A 16,090-nucleotide genomic window follows, 5' to 3' on the forward strand; every position below is an offset into this window, starting at 1 on the left:
GTGACTCACGAAACGCCTATTTCAGCTCACTTAGTTTCAGGGCAGCCACACAGCGGTGAAAAACTGGGAGCCACCTATGTGGCCCGGCTGCGGGAACAATTTCCAACAGCAATTCTTGATGAAGAGTGGCAAACGCCTGATCAACTGACGATAACCATTAAACTGAACAGTCTGCCGGATGTGGTTGAACACCTTTATTATCAGCAAGGCGGTTGGTTATCAGTGCTATTTGGTAATGACGAACGTAGTTTGAATGGCTATTTTGCCATCTACTATGTGCTGTCAATGGAAGGCCGCGAACAATACGGCATTGATACGGGTAAAAAGTATGGCGATAAATGCTGGGTGATTGTCAAAGCGCTGATTAGCCCCGAGCGGCCCGAGTTCCCGTCCGTGACACCACGAGTTCCAGCAGCCGTCTGGGGTGAGCGCGAAGTGCGCGATATGTATGGCCTGCAACCTGTTGGCTTGCCTGATGAACGCCGTTTAGTGTTGCCCGATGATTGGCCAGACGACCTCTATCCGCTGCGCAAAGACACCATGGATTACCGCCAGCGCCCGACCCCCACCAGCAACACTGAAACCTATCAGTTTGAAAACGAAGCGGGCAGTAGCAGCCGGGTGGTACCCATCGGCCCGATGCATATCACTTCTGATGAGCCAGGTCACTTTCGGCTATTCGTCGACGGCGAAGATATTATCGACGCCGATTACCGCCTGTTTTATGTCCATCGCGGCATGGAAAAACTGGCTGAAACCCGCATGGGCTATAACGACGTCACTTTCCTGTCAGATCGCATCTGTGGCATTTGCGGCTTCACCCATAGCGTGGCTTACACCTCGTCAATTGAGAATGCGCTCGGCATTATTGTGCCACCGCGAGCGCAGATGATCCGCACCATTTTGCTGGAAGTGGAACGGCTACACAGCCATCTGCTCAATATCGGTTTATCCTGCCACTTTGTCGGGTTTGATACCGGTTTTATGCAGTTCTTCCGAGTGCGCGAAAAAGCCATGACTATCGCCGAGATGCTCACCGGCGCGCGAAAAACCTACGGCCTGAATCTCATTGGTGGGGTGCGGCGCGATATCCTGAAAGCCGACCGCCTTAAAACGCTGCAATTAGTCTCAGAGATGCGTGCTGATATCAGCGAGCTGGTGGATATGCTGATGAGCACCGCCAATATCGAGCAGCGCACCGTGGGCGTTGGCATGCTGGATCGCAAAATAGCGCGTGATTTCAGCCCAGTTGGCCCGATGATCCGCGCCAGTGGCTATGCACGCGATATGCGCCACGACCACCCTTACGCCAACTACGCCAATATCCCGAAAGAGCTGTTTAGCCTTGATGGCTGTGACGTGCATTCACGCCTGTTGGTGCGGGTGCGGGAGTTCTTCGACTCGCTGGTCATGATTGAGTACGGGCTAAACCATATGCCGGGCGGGCCGCTGCTGGAGGAGAAAGTCCACTATCAGCCATATAAGTTTGCCCTTGGTTTCTCGGAAGCGCCGCGTGGTGAAGATGTCCACTGGAGCATGACCGGCGACAATCAGAAGCTGTTCCGCTGGCGCTGCCGCGCCGCTACTTACGCCAATTGGCCGGTGCTGCGCTACATGCTGCGCGGCAATACGGTTTCTGATGCGCCATTGATTATCGGCAGCCTCGATCCCTGTTATTCCTGCACCGACCGGGTGACATTGGTGGATGTACGCAAGCAGAAATCCGTCACCGTGCCGTATAAAGAGATCGAACGCTATGGCATTGAGCGCACCCATTCGCCGCTCAAATAGAGGGATGAAGAATGTTAAAACTGTTTAAAACCATCCTGAAAGTCGGCGATACCACGGTGAAATATCCGTTTAAGCCACTTGAGGTCAGTCACGGATTCCGTGGCAAACCACAATATGATGCCGAGCAATGCATTGCCTGCGGCGCCTGCACGATGGCCTGCCCCGCCAATGCGCTGACGATGGAAACCGACCTTGCTGAGGGCACTCGCCAGTGGCAGCTGTTCCTGGGACGTTGCATTTTTTGTGGCCGCTGTGAAGAAGTCTGCCCAACCCGCGCCATTGTGCTATCACAAGAGTTTGAATTGGCGGTATTCAATAAAGCCGATTTATATCAGCGCGCCACCTTTACTCTCGCCTATTGCCAGCAGTGCCAGCAGCCTTTTGCACCGAAAAAAGAGGTGGATTACGTCATGGCACTGTTGATTCATTCCGGGATGAGTATTGATGATGTCGAGCAACAGCGGCCCCATTTTGAAACCTGTCCTGACTGTAAGCGCAAACAGAACATTATAGGTAATGACAATATCTCCATAAAAAATAATGTTTCCATGAATAACAGCATAATATCGAATCACCACCCTGAAGGGGGGAGCAATTGATGAGCCAATCACATTCGTTGAAACCAGCTTGGGGCCATCACGTTAGCCAACCCGCTGCGCTTGACTCTTCTATCGCCCAGTTAAAAGGCAAATTGCTGAAAGATATCAAACGCTCGGCCTATGTGTATCGCGTGGACTGCGGCGGTTGCAATGGCTGTGAAATTGAGATTTTCTCTTCAATTACACCGCTGTTCGACACCGAGCGATTTGGCATCAAAGTGGTTGCCTCACCACGCCATGCGGACATTTTACTGTTCACCGGCGCCGTCACTCGCGCCATGCGCACACCGGCCTTACGTGCTTATGAATCCGCTCCTGACCCCAAAATTTGTGTCTCTTATGGCGCTTGTGGCTGCGGCGGTGGCATCTTCCACGACCTGTATTGTGTCTGGGGCGGCAGCGATACTATTGTGCCCATTGATGTTTATATCCCCGGTTGCCCTCCCACTCCGGCAGCCACCATTTATGGCTTTGCAGTCGCGTTGGGCTTGCTGGAACAAAAACTAAAAGGTGAGGATCACCAGGAAGCCGCCGATGAACGCGTGGCGCTTATTCACCCTGATGCACCGTTAACTCTGCGGGTATTATTAGAACGTGAGGCCCGCCGCATGGCTGGGTATCGTCATGGGCGTGAAATCACTGACTGCTTTTTGTCATTACTGGTCAATCAACCGTTGCAAGGGCTGGAACAGCGCTGCCAGAGTTACCTCCAGCAACAAGATGATCCGCGTTTAAGTGAGATATTTGCCAATCTGCAACAGATAACCCTGATACAGCTGGCAGGAGAGCATGTTGATGCCTAAAGTGATCTTTTATGCCCTGAACCAGAAGTTCCTCGACAGTGATGAAGATATGCCCGAGCAGGCGCAGCAAGTGATGTATTACTCACTGGCTATCGGCCACCATGTCGGCGTCATTGATTGCTTAAAAGCCATTATGGAATGCCCGCTGGCTGAGTATGAGCAATGGTTCAGTCAGTTACCCGAAGGTGAAGCTCGCCGCAAAATGGCGGGCTTGCTGAAATTTGGCGAAATCACCATCGACAGCACCCATACCCAATTACTGGCCCAAGCTTTTGCGCCACTGACACAGAATGCCGATTCATTGCACCAACCCTGGAGCCAACAACTGCTGCAAACCCTGTACGATATTGAACAGGAACCGGCAATTTATTTAATGGTGAAGCGCCGCCCATGAAACATCAATATACAGCTACAAATGTCGTGTTAACCGTCGGCAATAGCATGATGGGTGATGATGGCGCAGGCCCGTTACTGGCTGAGCACATGACTGCGCAACCATTAGTTGGCTGGCAAGTTATCGACGGCGGCTCGGCACCGGAAAATGTGGTACATCGCATTCGTGCTTTGCAACCCACCCGCCTGATTATTGTTGATGCCGCCGATATGGAACTACCACCGGGAGAGATTCGTATTATTGATCCGGAGAAAATTGCCGAGATGTTCATCATGAGCACGCATAATTTACCGCTCAATTTTCTGATTGATCAGCTAAAGGAAGATATCAGCGACGTTATCTTCGTCGGCATCCAACCTACCCTGGTGGCGTTCTACTTCCCGATGACCGATGTTGTCAAACAGGCCGTCGAAACACTGTATCAGCAATTACCGCATTGGCACGGTGACGGTGGGTTTAGCCACCTTTAATTGAGTGACGGTGTGGTGTCGTCAAATTTGCCGACGTCACACCTGCCGACAGTTTCTCTACTCTCCTCCGTTATATCAAAAACTCATTAATCCCTTTTAAAACAATTACATTAGTTAAATTTACGCCCATCACTTCAATCTGGCATAAACCATGCAATATGTAGGTAATTAGTCAGTGATTCGGGTAATTGAACGCAGCCAACACATCTGAACTTTGAAAGATGACATAGATACCCAATAGCTTTCAATGTGCAGGAAGGCGGCAAGTGAATGCATCCCGATGAGCTGACTCAAGTCAGTGATTCGGGTAATTGAACGCAGCCAACGCACCTGAACTTTGAAAGATGACGGTAAGGAGAGGAAAAAATGAACCGGTTCATAATAGCAGACCCCAAAAACTGTATTGGTTGCCGCACCTGTGAGGTCGCCTGCGTACTGGCACACAACGGTGGCAAGCTGGACGCCATGACCAAAACCAATTTCGCCCCGCGTTTAAAAGTGGTCAAAGGAATGAATGTCAGTACCACCATTATGTGCCGTCACTGTGAGGATGCGCCTTGTGCCAATGTTTGCCCGAACGGCGCGATTGTGCGGGCTGCAGACAGTATTCAGGTGTTGCAGGAAAAATGCATTGGCTGCAAAACCTGCGTCGTTGCCTGCCCCTACGGTGCCATGAACGTGGTGACCAAACAGGTTGAAGTGATGTTCAACGGCATCTCGCAGGGCTTTTGCCTCAAAGCTGAAGCGCAAAAATGTGATTTATGTGAAGGGCGAGCCGCCGGGCCAGCCTGCATCTCGGTTTGCCCTACTCAGGCATTACACCTGATTGGTCGTGACACTATGCAAGCCATGCTACGCAAGAAACAGCTGCGCGCCGCACTGGACGAAGCCAACGAGATGAACTTTTAGTCAGCCTAAAAGGCCAAGGGGATTAAAAATGTATAAAGCATTAACGGTATGTCCTTACTGCGGCTCCGGCTGCAAAATCAATTTACTGGTCGAAAACGGCAAAGTTGTTGGTGCTGAAGGAGCAAATGGCGTCACCAATCAGGGTGAACTTTGTCTGAAAGGCTATTATGGCTGGGATTTTCTCAATGATACCAAGCTGCTGACGCCGCGCTTAAAACAGCCGATGATTCGTCGTCAAAAAGGCGGCAAGCTAGAAGCGGTTTCTTGGGACGAAGCTATCGAGTTCGCTAGCAGTAAATTGCGCACAATTAAAGAAAAATATGGGCCAGAAGCCATTATGCATACTGGTTCGTCCCGTGGACCGGGCAATGAAACCAACTATGTGATGCAAAAATTTGCTCGGGCCGTCACTGGCAATAACAACATTGACTGCTGTGCTCGTGTGTGTCACGGCCCGTCAGTCGCGGGTTTGCAGGTGACTCTGGGTAACGGCGCAATGAGTAATTCCATCTGCGAAATTGAAGATACCCAGTGTATTTTGGTGTTTGGCTATAACGCGGCTGATTCCCACCCAATCGTGGCCCGCCGCATTCTCAAAGCCAAAGAGAAAGGCGCTAAAGTCATTGTTTGCGATCCACGTCATATCGAAACTGCACGTATTGCCGATCTGTGGCTACCATTGAAAAATGGCTCCAATATGGCGCTGGTGAATGCATTCGCCAACGTGCTTATTACTGAAGAACTCTACGATAAAGACTATGTTTCGCGTTATACCGAAGGTTTTGACGAATATCGTGCAATCATTGCCAAATACACGCCGGAGTATGTCGAAAGCATCACTGGCCTGTCAACACACACCATTCGTGAAGCGATGCGCATCTATGCTGCCGCACCTTCTGCCACCATTTTGTGGGGCATGGGTGTTACCCAGTGGGGTCAGGGCGTGGATGTGGTTAAAGGATTGTCAGGGTTGGCACTGCTGACCGGCAATTTAGGCCGACCCAATGTCGGCGTCGGCCCAGTACGTGGACAAAATAACGTGCAAGGTGCCTGCGACATGGGGGCATTACCTAATATGTACCCCGGCTATCAAGCCGTGACTGACCCCGCGACACTGGAGAAGTTTGCCAAAGCCTGGGGAGTTCCTTCTCTTTCTGACAAGATTGGCTACTCGCTGACCGATGTTCCGCACAAGGTTAAAGAAGGCAAAATCAAAGCCAACTACGTGATGGGCGAGGATCCGCTGCAAACCGAACCGGACCTTTCGATGATGCGCGAAGCATTCAACGAATTGGAATTGCTGATTGTACAAGACATCTTTATGACCAAAACCGCCGCCGAAGCTGACGTAATTTTCCCAGCAACCTCGTGGGGCGAACATGAAGGTGTTTATTCTGCCGCCGACCGGGGTTTCCAACGATTTGAGAAAGCAGTAGAACCCCAAGGTGACGTCAAACCGGATTGGGAAATTATCAGCCTAATGGCGACAGCCCTCGGTTATCCGATGAAATACAACAATACTAAAGAGATTTGGGACGAACTCCGTGAGCTATGTCCGTTGTATTACGGTGCAACTTACGAAAAAATGGCCGGTTTGGGCTATATTCCGTGGCCTTGTACTACTGAAGACAGCCCCGGCACACCGTGGTTATATGCGGGTAATAAGTTTGATCGCCCCGGCGGTAAAGGGCTGTTGTTTGCCAGCGAATGGCGCGCACCAATGGAGCAGGTGGATGAGGAGTATCCGCTGGTGCTGTGTACCGTACGTGAAGTCGGCCACTATTCCTGCCGCTCCATGACTGGCAACTGCTCAGCATTACAAACACTGGCCGATGAACCGGGCTACGTGCAAATCAGCCCGCAGGATGCAGATAAAATGCACTTGCAGGATCAACAATTGGTGTGGGTTGCATCACGTCGCGGTAAGGTTATTACTCGGGTGTCAGTCAGTGAACGTATCAATGTGGGTGCGGTATATATGACTTATCAGTGGTGGATCGGCGCGTGTAATGAGTTGACACTGGACCATCTAGACCCAATTTCCAAGACGCCAGAATATAAGTATTGTGCGGTGAAATTGGAAGCCATTGCCGATCAAACTTGGGCGGAAAATTACGTGCAGCAAGAGTATAGCCAGTTGAAGGCGCGGTTACGTAGGGAAGCCGAAGTGAGTTGATCGGTTAACGGCTACTGCGCTGCGAACAAAGTACAGTGGGCCCACGCCTAGGGGCACTTCGGCGGCTTACGCCGCTGACGGCCCCAACGGCGTGTTTCCCCTTGATTCAACTCTGCTGCTTACGCAAATAGAATATAAATCAGAACAAAGAAAACAATTATATGAGTTATTCCATCCCATCTTCGTCTTCGATACTTTTTACTGAGATTCCTAACCGCTGCATGCGGGATAACAGCGTGGTGCGTTTCAGTCCCAGCTTAATTGCGGCGCCTTTCGGCCCGGCGACTACACCATTGGTTTCCCTTAAGACGCGAATAATCCGCGCACGTTCGGATTCTGAAAACTCTGGCTCTTCACTCTCAGGTAATAATGGTTTGTGAACCACCCGCTCCAATATAGGTTTCGCCACTTCTAATGGCGATAAATGATATTCCAGTTCTTGTAACTGTAAATTTAGCGTGGTGCCACGGCTGAGGATCACCGCCCGCTCAATAACATTTTCCAGTTCGCGAATATTACCCGGCCAAGGTAGGCGACTGAGTAAACGCAATGTCTCACTCGGAATAGTATCAATAGTGCGGTTCATGCGTTTGGCTATTTTCTGAGTGAAAAATTTCACTAACAAAGGGATATCTTCAGGTCGCTCACGCAGAGGGGGGATCACAATTGGAAAAACATTAAGTCGATAATAGAGATCACTGCGATATTCCCGATTGACCATCATTAGTTTTAAATCTCGGTTGGTCGCGGCAATCAACCTAACATCAATCGGGATAATTTTACTGCCCCCCAGCCGCTCTATTTCCCGCTCTTGTAAAACTCGCAGGAGTTTAGGTTGCAATTCAAGAGGGATATCCCCAACTTCATCGAGAAATAACGTGCCGCCATCCGCCATTTCAAAACGACCAATACGCTGTGAGGCCGCACCAGTATAAGCTCCCTTTTCATGACCAAACAGATCACTCTCCATTAAACCGGAGGGAATAGCCGCACAGTTCATTTTCACCATGCGTTTATTCTTACGGGTACTTAAATTATGGATGGCGCGAGCAATTAACTCTTTACCGGTGCCGGTTTCCCCCAGGATCAATACCGTACAGTCACTGGATGCCACCATTTCAACCTGTTCCAGCACCGCTTGAATAGCAGCGCTGTGACCCACTATCTCGCCAAACTCTTCATTATGAATAATCTGGTCAGTCAAATAGAGATTTTCATTGACCAATGAATCTTTCAGACGGGTAATTTCGTTGTAAGCCAAGGCATTATCGACTGCGATAGCAATTCGCGCGGCTATTTGTCGTAACAACTTAAGGTTACTGTCAGTGAAAATATCACTCTGACATTGTGCCAGCTTTAATACGCCCAACATCTTATGACCGAAAAATAGTGGCAATAGACAAACTGCCTGTAAACCAGCATCCAGCATATTTGCCAGTTGTTTATCATCTGGAGCCAAAAGAGCAATATCAGCCAGGTTGACGAGTAATAATTCCCGGTTGTGTAAAACCTGTCCGGCTAATGTACCCGTCATATCTATCCAGGCTTGTTGATGCTGCACCGCTTTACCAGACTGATAGCGAGTAGAAAAAACATTCAGTTTGTTTTTGTCATTGTGCGTACCGCATATTGCCAAACTGATATAATCAATATTGAAAAAGCGATGTATCTCTTTTGAAACCTCTGCCGCTAAGACATCCAGCTCAAGTTTAGAAATAACTGTATTGGTGACATCCACTAATATACGGAAATGATCCCGTTCAAAGCGCAACCGTTCGCGCTCGGAAAATGCCCGATTTATCTCTGTAATATTGTCGACCGCAATAGCCACCACTTCTGCCAATAAACCCAGAAAGGAAATAGCTTGCTCATCAAACTGGCTGTTATCGGTTTTAATAAACTCAACACAGCCCGACCAATGATTATCATGGCCCAAAGGGAAATGGCAGCCAGCATGTAATTCCTGATACGGTGCTAAATCGCCAACAGCAGAAAACTCCCTTTGCATGCGGCGACTATCAGTTTGCAAAGGCGTCTGTTGTTGCCATGCCAGCCCACCGGGGCCTTCGGCAAATAAAATATTCTGCGACGCCACAACAGTGTCAGACACAACATCATGGGTATAAAGCGTCATTTGATTATACAGGGGATTAAGCAGTAATAAATTGACCCGCTGGAAACGAACGACAGAAAAAGAGAGTTTCCTGAGTTCGTTAACTAAATCGGTTATATCCCGCAGCAATAATAACTTTTTCGATACCGTGAACAATGTGTCTTGCCAGACTTGAGCCAATGTGGGACGGGGTAGTTTTTTTGCGCTATCCATATATACCCAAAGTAATTAAGCCCAAAAAATGGATGATAACTACTTTAAGGTATTGAAATGAACAAATATATATTAACCCGCGATAAGCTTGATCTGGATTAACAAACTATTTTACCACATTCACTTATAAAGACTTATTATTGAAATCACGTCTCATTTACATCAAAAGGACAAATAAAACATAAAGTTATATACCATCACATCTTTTTTAATTGATGTTCACGACCACCTCATCGATGTATAAATAAATACATAACGAAGTGACTATATATACACTGAAAACCCCGCATAAAATACCTGATCCAGTCATTATCCCCACCAGCACGTTGTAAAGATGACGTCAACCTCATGGTATGAAAAATGCATAAAAACCCTGTCATTAAAATAAATATTTAATTCTAACTTACCCTTCCCTTAACAAGAAAATAAGCAACAAGGAGCTATCAATGAGTATTGAAAATCCCTTTGATCTGCGACTTCCCGTTGATATGGCAAAGCTTGCAGAACAAGTTGGTATATATAAAGCCACTAAAAATCCAGCAACCACTTTTTATTTAGCGATGACCGCTGGTGTGTTTATCTCCATTGCTTTTGTCTTCTACATAACAGCAACCACCGGTACCGCAGGTGTCGCATACGGACTGGCAAAATTAGTTGGCGGTTTATGTTTCTCCCTCGGCCTGATCCTGGTGATTATCTGCGGTGCTGATTTGTTCACCTCTACGGTGTTGATTGTGGTAGCCAAAGCCAGTGGCAAGATCAGTTGGCAACAACTAATTACCCATTGGATCAATGTCTATTTCGGTAATCTGATTGGCGCACTGTTTTTTGTTGCCCTGATTTGGTATGCCGGTCAGCATACTGCAGCGAATGGTTTATGGGGACTAAATGTGCTGCAAACAGCAGATCATAAATTACACCATACCTTTATAGAAGCAGTGTGTTTAGGAATACTGGCTAACTTGATGGTCTGCCTGGCTGTATGGATGAGTTATTCTGGCCATACATTGACAGACAAAATCGTGGTGATGCTTCTCCCCATTGGTATGTTTGTTGCCAGTGGATTTGAGCACAGCATTGCTAATATGTTTTTGATCCCATTAGCTATTGTGATCCGTGATTTTGCATCACCTGAATTCTGGCATTCGATTAATTCAGGGCCAGACCAATTCCCTTCCCTCACCATGTCCAATTTTATTATCGATAATCTTATTCCGGTGACGATCGGCAATATTATTGGTGGCGGGTTATTAGTAGGACTGACCTATTGGATTATTTATCTGCGTAATCCGGCCCATTGAGCAGTGCTGGGGATGATAATGTCTTTCGACAATTTTGACGAAGAATATGACAGTTAAAAAAGCCAGCCGAGTTTGACTCTGGCTGGCTTTTTTTATCTTGCTAATGGCTGATTATTTTTTCTTGGCGTATTTCAGCGAATCCAGAGCTACCGCAAAGATAATGATCGCACCTTTAATAATGTACTGCCAGTACGGGTTCACACCGATATAAGTCAACCCGTAGTTAATCACGGTAAAGATGATAACCCCGGTCACAACACCGATAACAGTACCGACACCACCACTGAAGGATACCCCGCCCACTACGCAAGCAGCGATCGCATCCAACTCATACATAAAGCCCAGGTTATTAGTTGCACTACCGATACGGCCCGCTTCCAACATCCCGCCGAATGCGTAGAACACACCAGACAGCGCATAAATCATGATTAAGTTTAGTGGCACATTAACACCAGAAACTTTTGCAGCTTCTGGGTTACCGCCGATGGCGAAAATATTTTTACCAAAGCGCGTTTTGTTCCATAGCACCCAAACAAAACCGATAGCAATCAATGCATAAAAGGTAATGTAAGAGAGTTTGAAATCACCAAATCGCAAGAATCCTTGTGCAAAGGTTGAGAATGCAGGGTCAAAACCAGCAATCGGTGAAGCACCCACGAAGTCGTAATACAGGGAGTTAATCCCGTAAACAATAATCATGGTGCCCAATGTGGTAATAAATGGTGTCACATTCAGATAAGCAATGATAATACCGTTGACCAAACCGATAATCGCGCCAATCAAACACACGGTTAAAATAACGATTGGGATAGGTACAGTCTGCAAATCTGGGAAAACTTTATTAACGTTATCCATGGCTTGCAGCATCGTTGCCGCGACCACCGCTGCTAACCCCACCTGACGCCCCGCTGACAGGTCGGTACCTTGAGTCACAATCAGCCCCGCAACACCGAGCGCGATAATAATACGCACAGAAGATTGGGTCAGAATATTACTTAAGTTCATCAGGCTTAAAAATGTCGGGTCCTTAACAATAATTATTGCCAGTAATACGAATAATACGACGTAAATCCCGCTCTCTTTAAGGTAAGTGAGCATGCTTTTCTTATTTAACGCATTCATAATAAGAACCTTCGACTAGATTAGAGATGCAAGGATGCAAGACGTAATATTTCATTTTGCGTGGTTTGTTTGGTTTCAACAATTCCCGCAACTTGACCATTACTCATTACCAAAATTCTGTCAGTGATCCCTAATAGCTCAGGCATTTCAGAGGAAATAATAATAATTCCTTTGTCTTTCTTCGCTAGTTCAGTCATTAACTGATAGATTTCAAACTTAGCACCGACATCAATTCCCCGAGTCGGCTCATCCAACATTAATATTTCTGGTTGAGTTAATAGCCAGCGGCCAATAATGACTTTCTGCTGATTCCCACCCGATAAAGAACCAATACTAGTGCGATGACCCGGTGTTTTGACTCGCATAGCATCGATAACCCATTGGGTATCGCTCTTCATACGGGTATTATCCAGCAACCCAAATTTGTTTTTATAGTTACGAATATTAGAAATCAGGGAATTAAAACCCACATCGAGATAAGCATAAATCCCGGTTGAGCGACGCTCTTCCGTCACTAATGCAAAACCGTGATTAATGGCTTCATTGGCGCTGTGGTTATTAATACTCTTACCATGCAATTTAATCGTACCAGCTACTTTTTCGCGGATACCAAATAATGTTTCAACAATATCAGTGCGCTTAGCTCCGACCAATCCGGCAATCCCCAGAATCTCACCTTTATGCAGATCAAAGGAGACATCACGGATTGAAGGCTGGCGGAGTGAGGTCAAATTCTTCACTTCCAGAATGACTTCACCTGGCTTGTTGAGGCGATCAGGGAAACGCTGACTCAGTGAGCGCCCAACCATCATGGAGATTATTTGATCCATGGTCAGCCCTTCCAGTGGCTGAGTGGCAATCCACTGACCATCACGCAAAATAGTAATTTCGTCACACAGCTGAAATATCTCTTCCATCTTGTGGGAGATATAAACAATTCCACAGCCGCGTTCTTTCAATTTGCGGATAATGGTAAATAGATGATTAACTTCTTTCTCAGTTAATGAGGAAGTTGGCTCATCCATAATAACTATTTTTGCATTGTAAGAAAAAGCTTTAGCAATCTCGATCATTTGCATTTGGGATACCGATAAAGTGGCAACTTTATCGCGTGGATCAATATCAATATCCAATTCATCGAAGATAGCTTTGGTATCTTTGTACATTTTATCTTGATCGACAAAGAAACCTTTGGTTGGGTAACGCCCCAGCCACATGTTATCCATTACGGTGCGTTGTAATACCAGGTTTAACTCCTGATGCACCATCGACACACCATGTTCTAATGCTTCTTTAGAACTTTTAAATTCTATTTCTTGCCCCTGGAAGATAATACTCCCGGAGTCTTTTTTATAGATACCAAACAGACATTTTAATAGCGTTGACTTACCCGCACCATTCTCTCCCATTAACGCATGGATAGAATTTGGCCGTACTTTAAGATTTACGTTATCTAACGCCTTTACGCCCGGAAATGATTTATTAATATTACTCATTTCCAGCAACCACTCGCGAGGTTGTGCTGTATTAATATCGGCCATAGTTATACCTGGCTAAGAATCGCCACTGAATAGCTGGGTGTTAAACTCCGGCCAGTCAGCGCGCATTCTAAAATAAGGATCAATGCAACAGAAAACCTTCAGCCCCGACACTCAACGCCCGCTAAAGTACCGGGGCCAGAAGGTTAATATTTCTTTCTTACCCGTTGTTCTTGGGTATCTAACAAATATCGACTGTTATTTAGTAAATTCAGCCAGGTTATCTTTATCAACACCTACATACGGAATACGTACAATTTTGTTGTCGATTTTCCATTTAGTACCTTCAGCGGCAGGTTTGCCATCGGCCAGGTTTTTAGCCAGATCGAAGGTCGCTTTAGCCTGATTATTCGCATCATTCAGAACAGTACCGGCCATTTGACCCGATTTAACCAAAGCTAACGCTTCAGGTAAGGCATCAACACCAAAGACTGGAATGCTGGTTTTGTTATGCGCTTTCAATGCTTCTACTGCGCCCATTGCCATAGCATCGTTATTCGCGATAACCACTTCAATTTTGTTGGCGTTAGGGCCAGATAACCAGGCATCCATTTTATCTTTAGCCTGGGCGGTATCCCACATTGCGGTATCTAGCTGCAACTGCTGGGTTGGAATACCTTTCTCGTTAAGAGTTTTAATGACATAAGTGGTACGGGCTTCAGCATCTGGGTGACCCGGCTCGCCTTTCAACAGTACAAACTGAATTTTGCCATCTTTGTTCAAATCCCAATTTGGATTAGCTTTCCAATGTTTGGCGATCAACTCCCCCTGGATAACACCAGATTCTTTGGAGTCTGTACCGACATAGTAAGCTTTGTCATAGCTATCAAGCGCTTTGCGTGAAGGTTCTTTGTTATAGAACACGATTGGAACATCGTTTGCACGAGCTTTGTCAATAACCACTGGCGCTGCAGCTGGGTCAACCAGATTGATTGCTAACGCTTTTACGCCTTTAGCCAGCAACACGTCAATTTGATCGTTTTGCTTGGATTGGTCATTCTGAGAGTCATTCATCAGCAAGGTAACGTCAGGAGATGCTTTAGCATCTTTCTCGATAGCTTTACGGACCACGGACATAAAGTTGTCATCATATTTATAAATAGTGACACCAATACGGGTATCAGCTTGAGCCGCCGCGCCGAACATCATGCTGGCAACCAGAGTCGCTAATGTGAAAACCTTCTTATTCATTTGTATCTCCGGGTTTATGTAGGGTAGTACAGGGTGATAACACCATCGCCTTAACGTGAGAAAGACCCATCGTTCAAAGCAGCTGACACAAATATCTTTCGTCCTTGAGCGCACTCCACTCCGAAAAACTGCCTGAGTCGTCAAAAACCATGTCATTTACAAACTCGTTGTTTGCGGAACTGTGTTTGTAAATCGCTATTCTAAAACCCGCTACCGTGTATTTTTTTATCCGGTAACTGATGACATATTGATACATTCAGGTAGAAAACAACTAGAGCATAGACGGGCCGTTGTTAAGAATCTGTGAATTTTCTCACAGATTGAAAACGGTTACACAAGAATAAATACCGAACTAGTGAGCGACACCACAAATTGCGACAGAGTGCCGAGGCACCAGTGTCGGATTAAAACAATAGGTCGCATGGGGGTCTGGCGCACGAGTCGCACCTTCTAGTGCCAGCTCTGTGGCTAAAGTTGCCATAGAAACAATAGGATAACGAACTGTGGTTAATTTAGGACTGGTATAACGCGCAATCGGGATATCATCAAAGCCCACCAGTGAAAACTGCTCAGGAACACTGATACCGTTTTCTTTTAGCACCGCCAGTGCTCCAGCCGCCATTGAGTCGTTATAAGCAAATACTGCACTAAGTTGCAAATTACGCCCCAGCAGGTCAATCATAGCGCGCTCTCCCCCGGCTAAGTCTGGGGTACCATAGGCGCGCCAGGTATCAGGTACAGTGATACCGGCCCCCTCAAGTGCATTGAGGTAGCCAGTCTGACGCTGCATTACATCATCTATAGGGTGATTGGAACCGAGGAAACCAATGCGTTGATGGCCTTGTTTGAGTAGCAGGCGGCATGCCATTTGCGCACCGCTAACATTGTCTAATCCTACGCAACGATGCTCAAATCCGGGAATAATCCGATTAATCAGAACCATACCCGGAACTTGCGCTAAAAAAGCGATTAACTCACCATCACTCAAGGCCTTAGCATGAACGACCAAAGCATTACATCGCTGTCGGAGCAGCACTTCAATGGCGTGTCGCTCTTTATCTGCCTGATGATAGCTATTGCCAATTAGCAAATATTTTTGATGTCTCTGAGCAACAGTGTCTACCGCTTTCACTAATGCGCCAAAAAAGGGATCTGACACATCCATCACCACCACACCGACCGTATCACTGCTTTGAGTTGCCAGTGCCTGCGCATTGGCATTTGGGCGGTAGCCCAGCTCTGACACCGCCTTCAGCACCGCAGCTCGAGTTTCTGGTCGGATAGAAGCGCTATTATTAAGCACTCGTGAGACTGTGGCCAGCGAAACGCCCGCCCGTGAGGCCACATCGCGAATAGTTATACTGTTTCCAGCTGAATGCAGAGCGGCCATGACCTTATCCTGTGTCTTATTTTGTCAATAAGTCGCCATGCATATGTTGAACACAACCTGTCATGGCAGGTGGCCTATCC

General features: G+C 47.0%; 13 protein-coding genes. 8 read left to right on the top strand and 5 right to left on the bottom strand.

Going from position 1 to position 16,090, the window contains the following annotated elements:
* The 7 genes from ACF3VQ_RS13750 (at window position 1) to fdhF (ending at window position 7,142) form a co-directional block, all read left to right on the top strand.
* Window positions 1–1,791 carry an NADH-quinone oxidoreductase subunit C gene (locus ACF3VQ_RS13750; protein WP_392431598.1) on the top strand — a complete coding sequence of 597 codons (1,791 nt, stop codon included), beginning with the start codon at window positions 1–3 and terminating at the stop codon, window positions 1,789–1,791.
* 11 nt (window positions 1,792–1,802) lie between these two features.
* A complete protein-coding gene (gene hyfH / locus ACF3VQ_RS13755; protein ID WP_392431600.1) occupies window positions 1,803–2,390 on the top strand; it encodes a hydrogenase 4 subunit H in 588 nt (195 codons plus the stop codon).
* Window positions 2,390–3,193: an NADH-quinone oxidoreductase subunit B family protein gene (locus ACF3VQ_RS13760; protein WP_392431602.1), complete on the top strand. Its 804-nt coding sequence runs from the start codon at window positions 2,390–2,392 to the stop codon at window positions 3,191–3,193. The genes hyfH and ACF3VQ_RS13760 overlap by 1 nt, the downstream gene beginning before the upstream one ends.
* Window positions 3,186–3,587: a formate hydrogenlyase maturation HycH family protein gene (locus ACF3VQ_RS13765; protein WP_392431604.1), complete on the top strand. Its 402-nt coding sequence runs from the start codon at window positions 3,186–3,188 to the stop codon at window positions 3,585–3,587. Before ACF3VQ_RS13760 ends, ACF3VQ_RS13765 begins: the two co-directional genes overlap by 8 nt.
* Window positions 3,584–4,057: a hydrogenase maturation peptidase HycI gene (gene hycI / locus ACF3VQ_RS13770; RefSeq protein WP_392431606.1), complete on the top strand. Its 474-nt coding sequence runs from the start codon at window positions 3,584–3,586 to the stop codon at window positions 4,055–4,057. The genes ACF3VQ_RS13765 and hycI overlap by 4 nt, the downstream gene beginning before the upstream one ends.
* 366 nt (window positions 4,058–4,423) lie before the next feature.
* Window positions 4,424–4,966 carry a 4Fe-4S dicluster domain-containing protein gene (locus ACF3VQ_RS13775; RefSeq protein WP_392431608.1) on the top strand — a complete coding sequence of 181 codons (543 nt, stop codon included), beginning with the start codon at window positions 4,424–4,426 and terminating at the stop codon, window positions 4,964–4,966.
* A gap of 28 nt (window positions 4,967–4,994) precedes the next feature.
* Window positions 4,995–7,142 (top strand): formate dehydrogenase subunit alpha, encoded by a 2,148-nt coding sequence (gene fdhF, locus ACF3VQ_RS13780; RefSeq protein WP_392431610.1) that lies wholly within the window; start codon window positions 4,995–4,997, stop codon window positions 7,140–7,142.
* A 166-nt stretch (window positions 7,143–7,308) separates the two neighbouring features.
* Here fdhF and flhA read toward each other — a convergent pair whose 3' ends face one another.
* The gene (gene flhA, locus ACF3VQ_RS13785) at window positions 7,309–9,468 is read right to left on the bottom strand and encodes a formate hydrogenlyase transcriptional activator FlhA (protein ID WP_392431612.1); all 2,160 of its coding nucleotides are present in this window, start codon (window positions 9,466–9,468) and stop codon (window positions 7,309–7,311) included.
* Between the two features lie 446 nt (window positions 9,469–9,914).
* On the opposite strand from flhA, the gene focA reads away from it, so the two are divergent.
* The gene (gene focA / locus ACF3VQ_RS13790) at window positions 9,915–10,769 is read left to right on the top strand and encodes a formate transporter FocA (RefSeq protein WP_392431614.1); all 855 of its coding nucleotides are present in this window, start codon (window positions 9,915–9,917) and stop codon (window positions 10,767–10,769) included.
* A 111-nt stretch (window positions 10,770–10,880) separates the two neighbouring features.
* Here the strand turns inward: focA and mglC are convergent, their stop codons facing one another.
* The 4 genes from mglC to galS all read right to left on the bottom strand — a co-directional run bounded on the left by mglC (window position 10,881) and on the right by galS (window position 16,010).
* Complete coding sequence (gene mglC / locus ACF3VQ_RS13795) at window positions 10,881–11,891, bottom strand: galactose/methyl galactoside ABC transporter permease MglC (protein WP_004388732.1); 1,011 nt, start codon at window positions 11,889–11,891, stop codon at window positions 10,881–10,883.
* A 20-nt stretch (window positions 11,892–11,911) separates the two neighbouring features.
* Window positions 11,912–13,432: a galactose/methyl galactoside ABC transporter ATP-binding protein MglA gene (gene mglA, locus ACF3VQ_RS13800; protein ID WP_050075198.1), complete on the bottom strand. Its 1,521-nt coding sequence runs from the start codon at window positions 13,430–13,432 to the stop codon at window positions 11,912–11,914.
* 195 nt (window positions 13,433–13,627) lie between these two features.
* Window positions 13,628–14,620 (bottom strand): galactose/glucose ABC transporter substrate-binding protein MglB, encoded by a 993-nt coding sequence (gene mglB, locus ACF3VQ_RS13805; RefSeq protein ID WP_019081044.1) that lies wholly within the window; start codon window positions 14,618–14,620, stop codon window positions 13,628–13,630.
* A gap of 352 nt (window positions 14,621–14,972) precedes the next feature.
* A complete protein-coding gene (gene galS / locus ACF3VQ_RS13810) occupies window positions 14,973–16,010 on the bottom strand; it encodes an HTH-type transcriptional regulator GalS (RefSeq protein ID WP_392431617.1) in 1,038 nt (345 codons plus the stop codon).
* Window positions 16,011–16,090: the final 80 nt, after the last annotated feature.

Origin of the sequence: Yersinia fenwicki, from assembly GCF_043099325.1 — a bacterium.
Lineage (GTDB): Bacteria > Pseudomonadota > Gammaproteobacteria > Enterobacterales > Enterobacteriaceae > Yersinia.

What these genes read in the sequence shown, in the direction of transcription:
- galS (WP_392431617.1), bottom strand. Translation starts at nt 16,010, where the DNA reads ATGGCCGCTCTGCATTCAGCTGGAAACAGTATAACTATTCGCGATGTG.
- hycI (WP_392431606.1), top strand. Translation starts at nt 3,584, where the DNA reads ATGAAACATCAATATACAGCTACAAATGTCGTGTTAACCGTCGGCAAT.
- ACF3VQ_RS13775 (WP_392431608.1), top strand. Translation starts at nt 4,424, where the DNA reads ATGAACCGGTTCATAATAGCAGACCCCAAAAACTGTATTGGTTGCCGC.
- focA (WP_392431614.1), top strand. Translation starts at nt 9,915, where the DNA reads ATGAGTATTGAAAATCCCTTTGATCTGCGACTTCCCGTTGATATGGCA.
- ACF3VQ_RS13760 (WP_392431602.1), top strand. Translation starts at nt 2,390, where the DNA reads ATGAGCCAATCACATTCGTTGAAACCAGCTTGGGGCCATCACGTTAGC.
- hyfH (WP_392431600.1), top strand. Translation starts at nt 1,803, where the DNA reads ATGTTAAAACTGTTTAAAACCATCCTGAAAGTCGGCGATACCACGGTG.
- fdhF (WP_392431610.1), top strand. Translation starts at nt 4,995, where the DNA reads ATGTATAAAGCATTAACGGTATGTCCTTACTGCGGCTCCGGCTGCAAA.
- flhA (WP_392431612.1), bottom strand. Translation starts at nt 9,468, where the DNA reads ATGGATAGCGCAAAAAAACTACCCCGTCCCACATTGGCTCAAGTCTGG.
- mglC (WP_004388732.1), bottom strand. Translation starts at nt 11,891, where the DNA reads ATGAATGCGTTAAATAAGAAAAGCATGCTCACTTACCTTAAAGAGAGC.
- mglA (WP_050075198.1), bottom strand. Translation starts at nt 13,432, where the DNA reads ATGGCCGATATTAATACAGCACAACCTCGCGAGTGGTTGCTGGAAATG.
- mglB (WP_019081044.1), bottom strand. Translation starts at nt 14,620, where the DNA reads ATGAATAAGAAGGTTTTCACATTAGCGACTCTGGTTGCCAGCATGATG.
- ACF3VQ_RS13765 (WP_392431604.1), top strand. Translation starts at nt 3,186, where the DNA reads ATGCCTAAAGTGATCTTTTATGCCCTGAACCAGAAGTTCCTCGACAGT.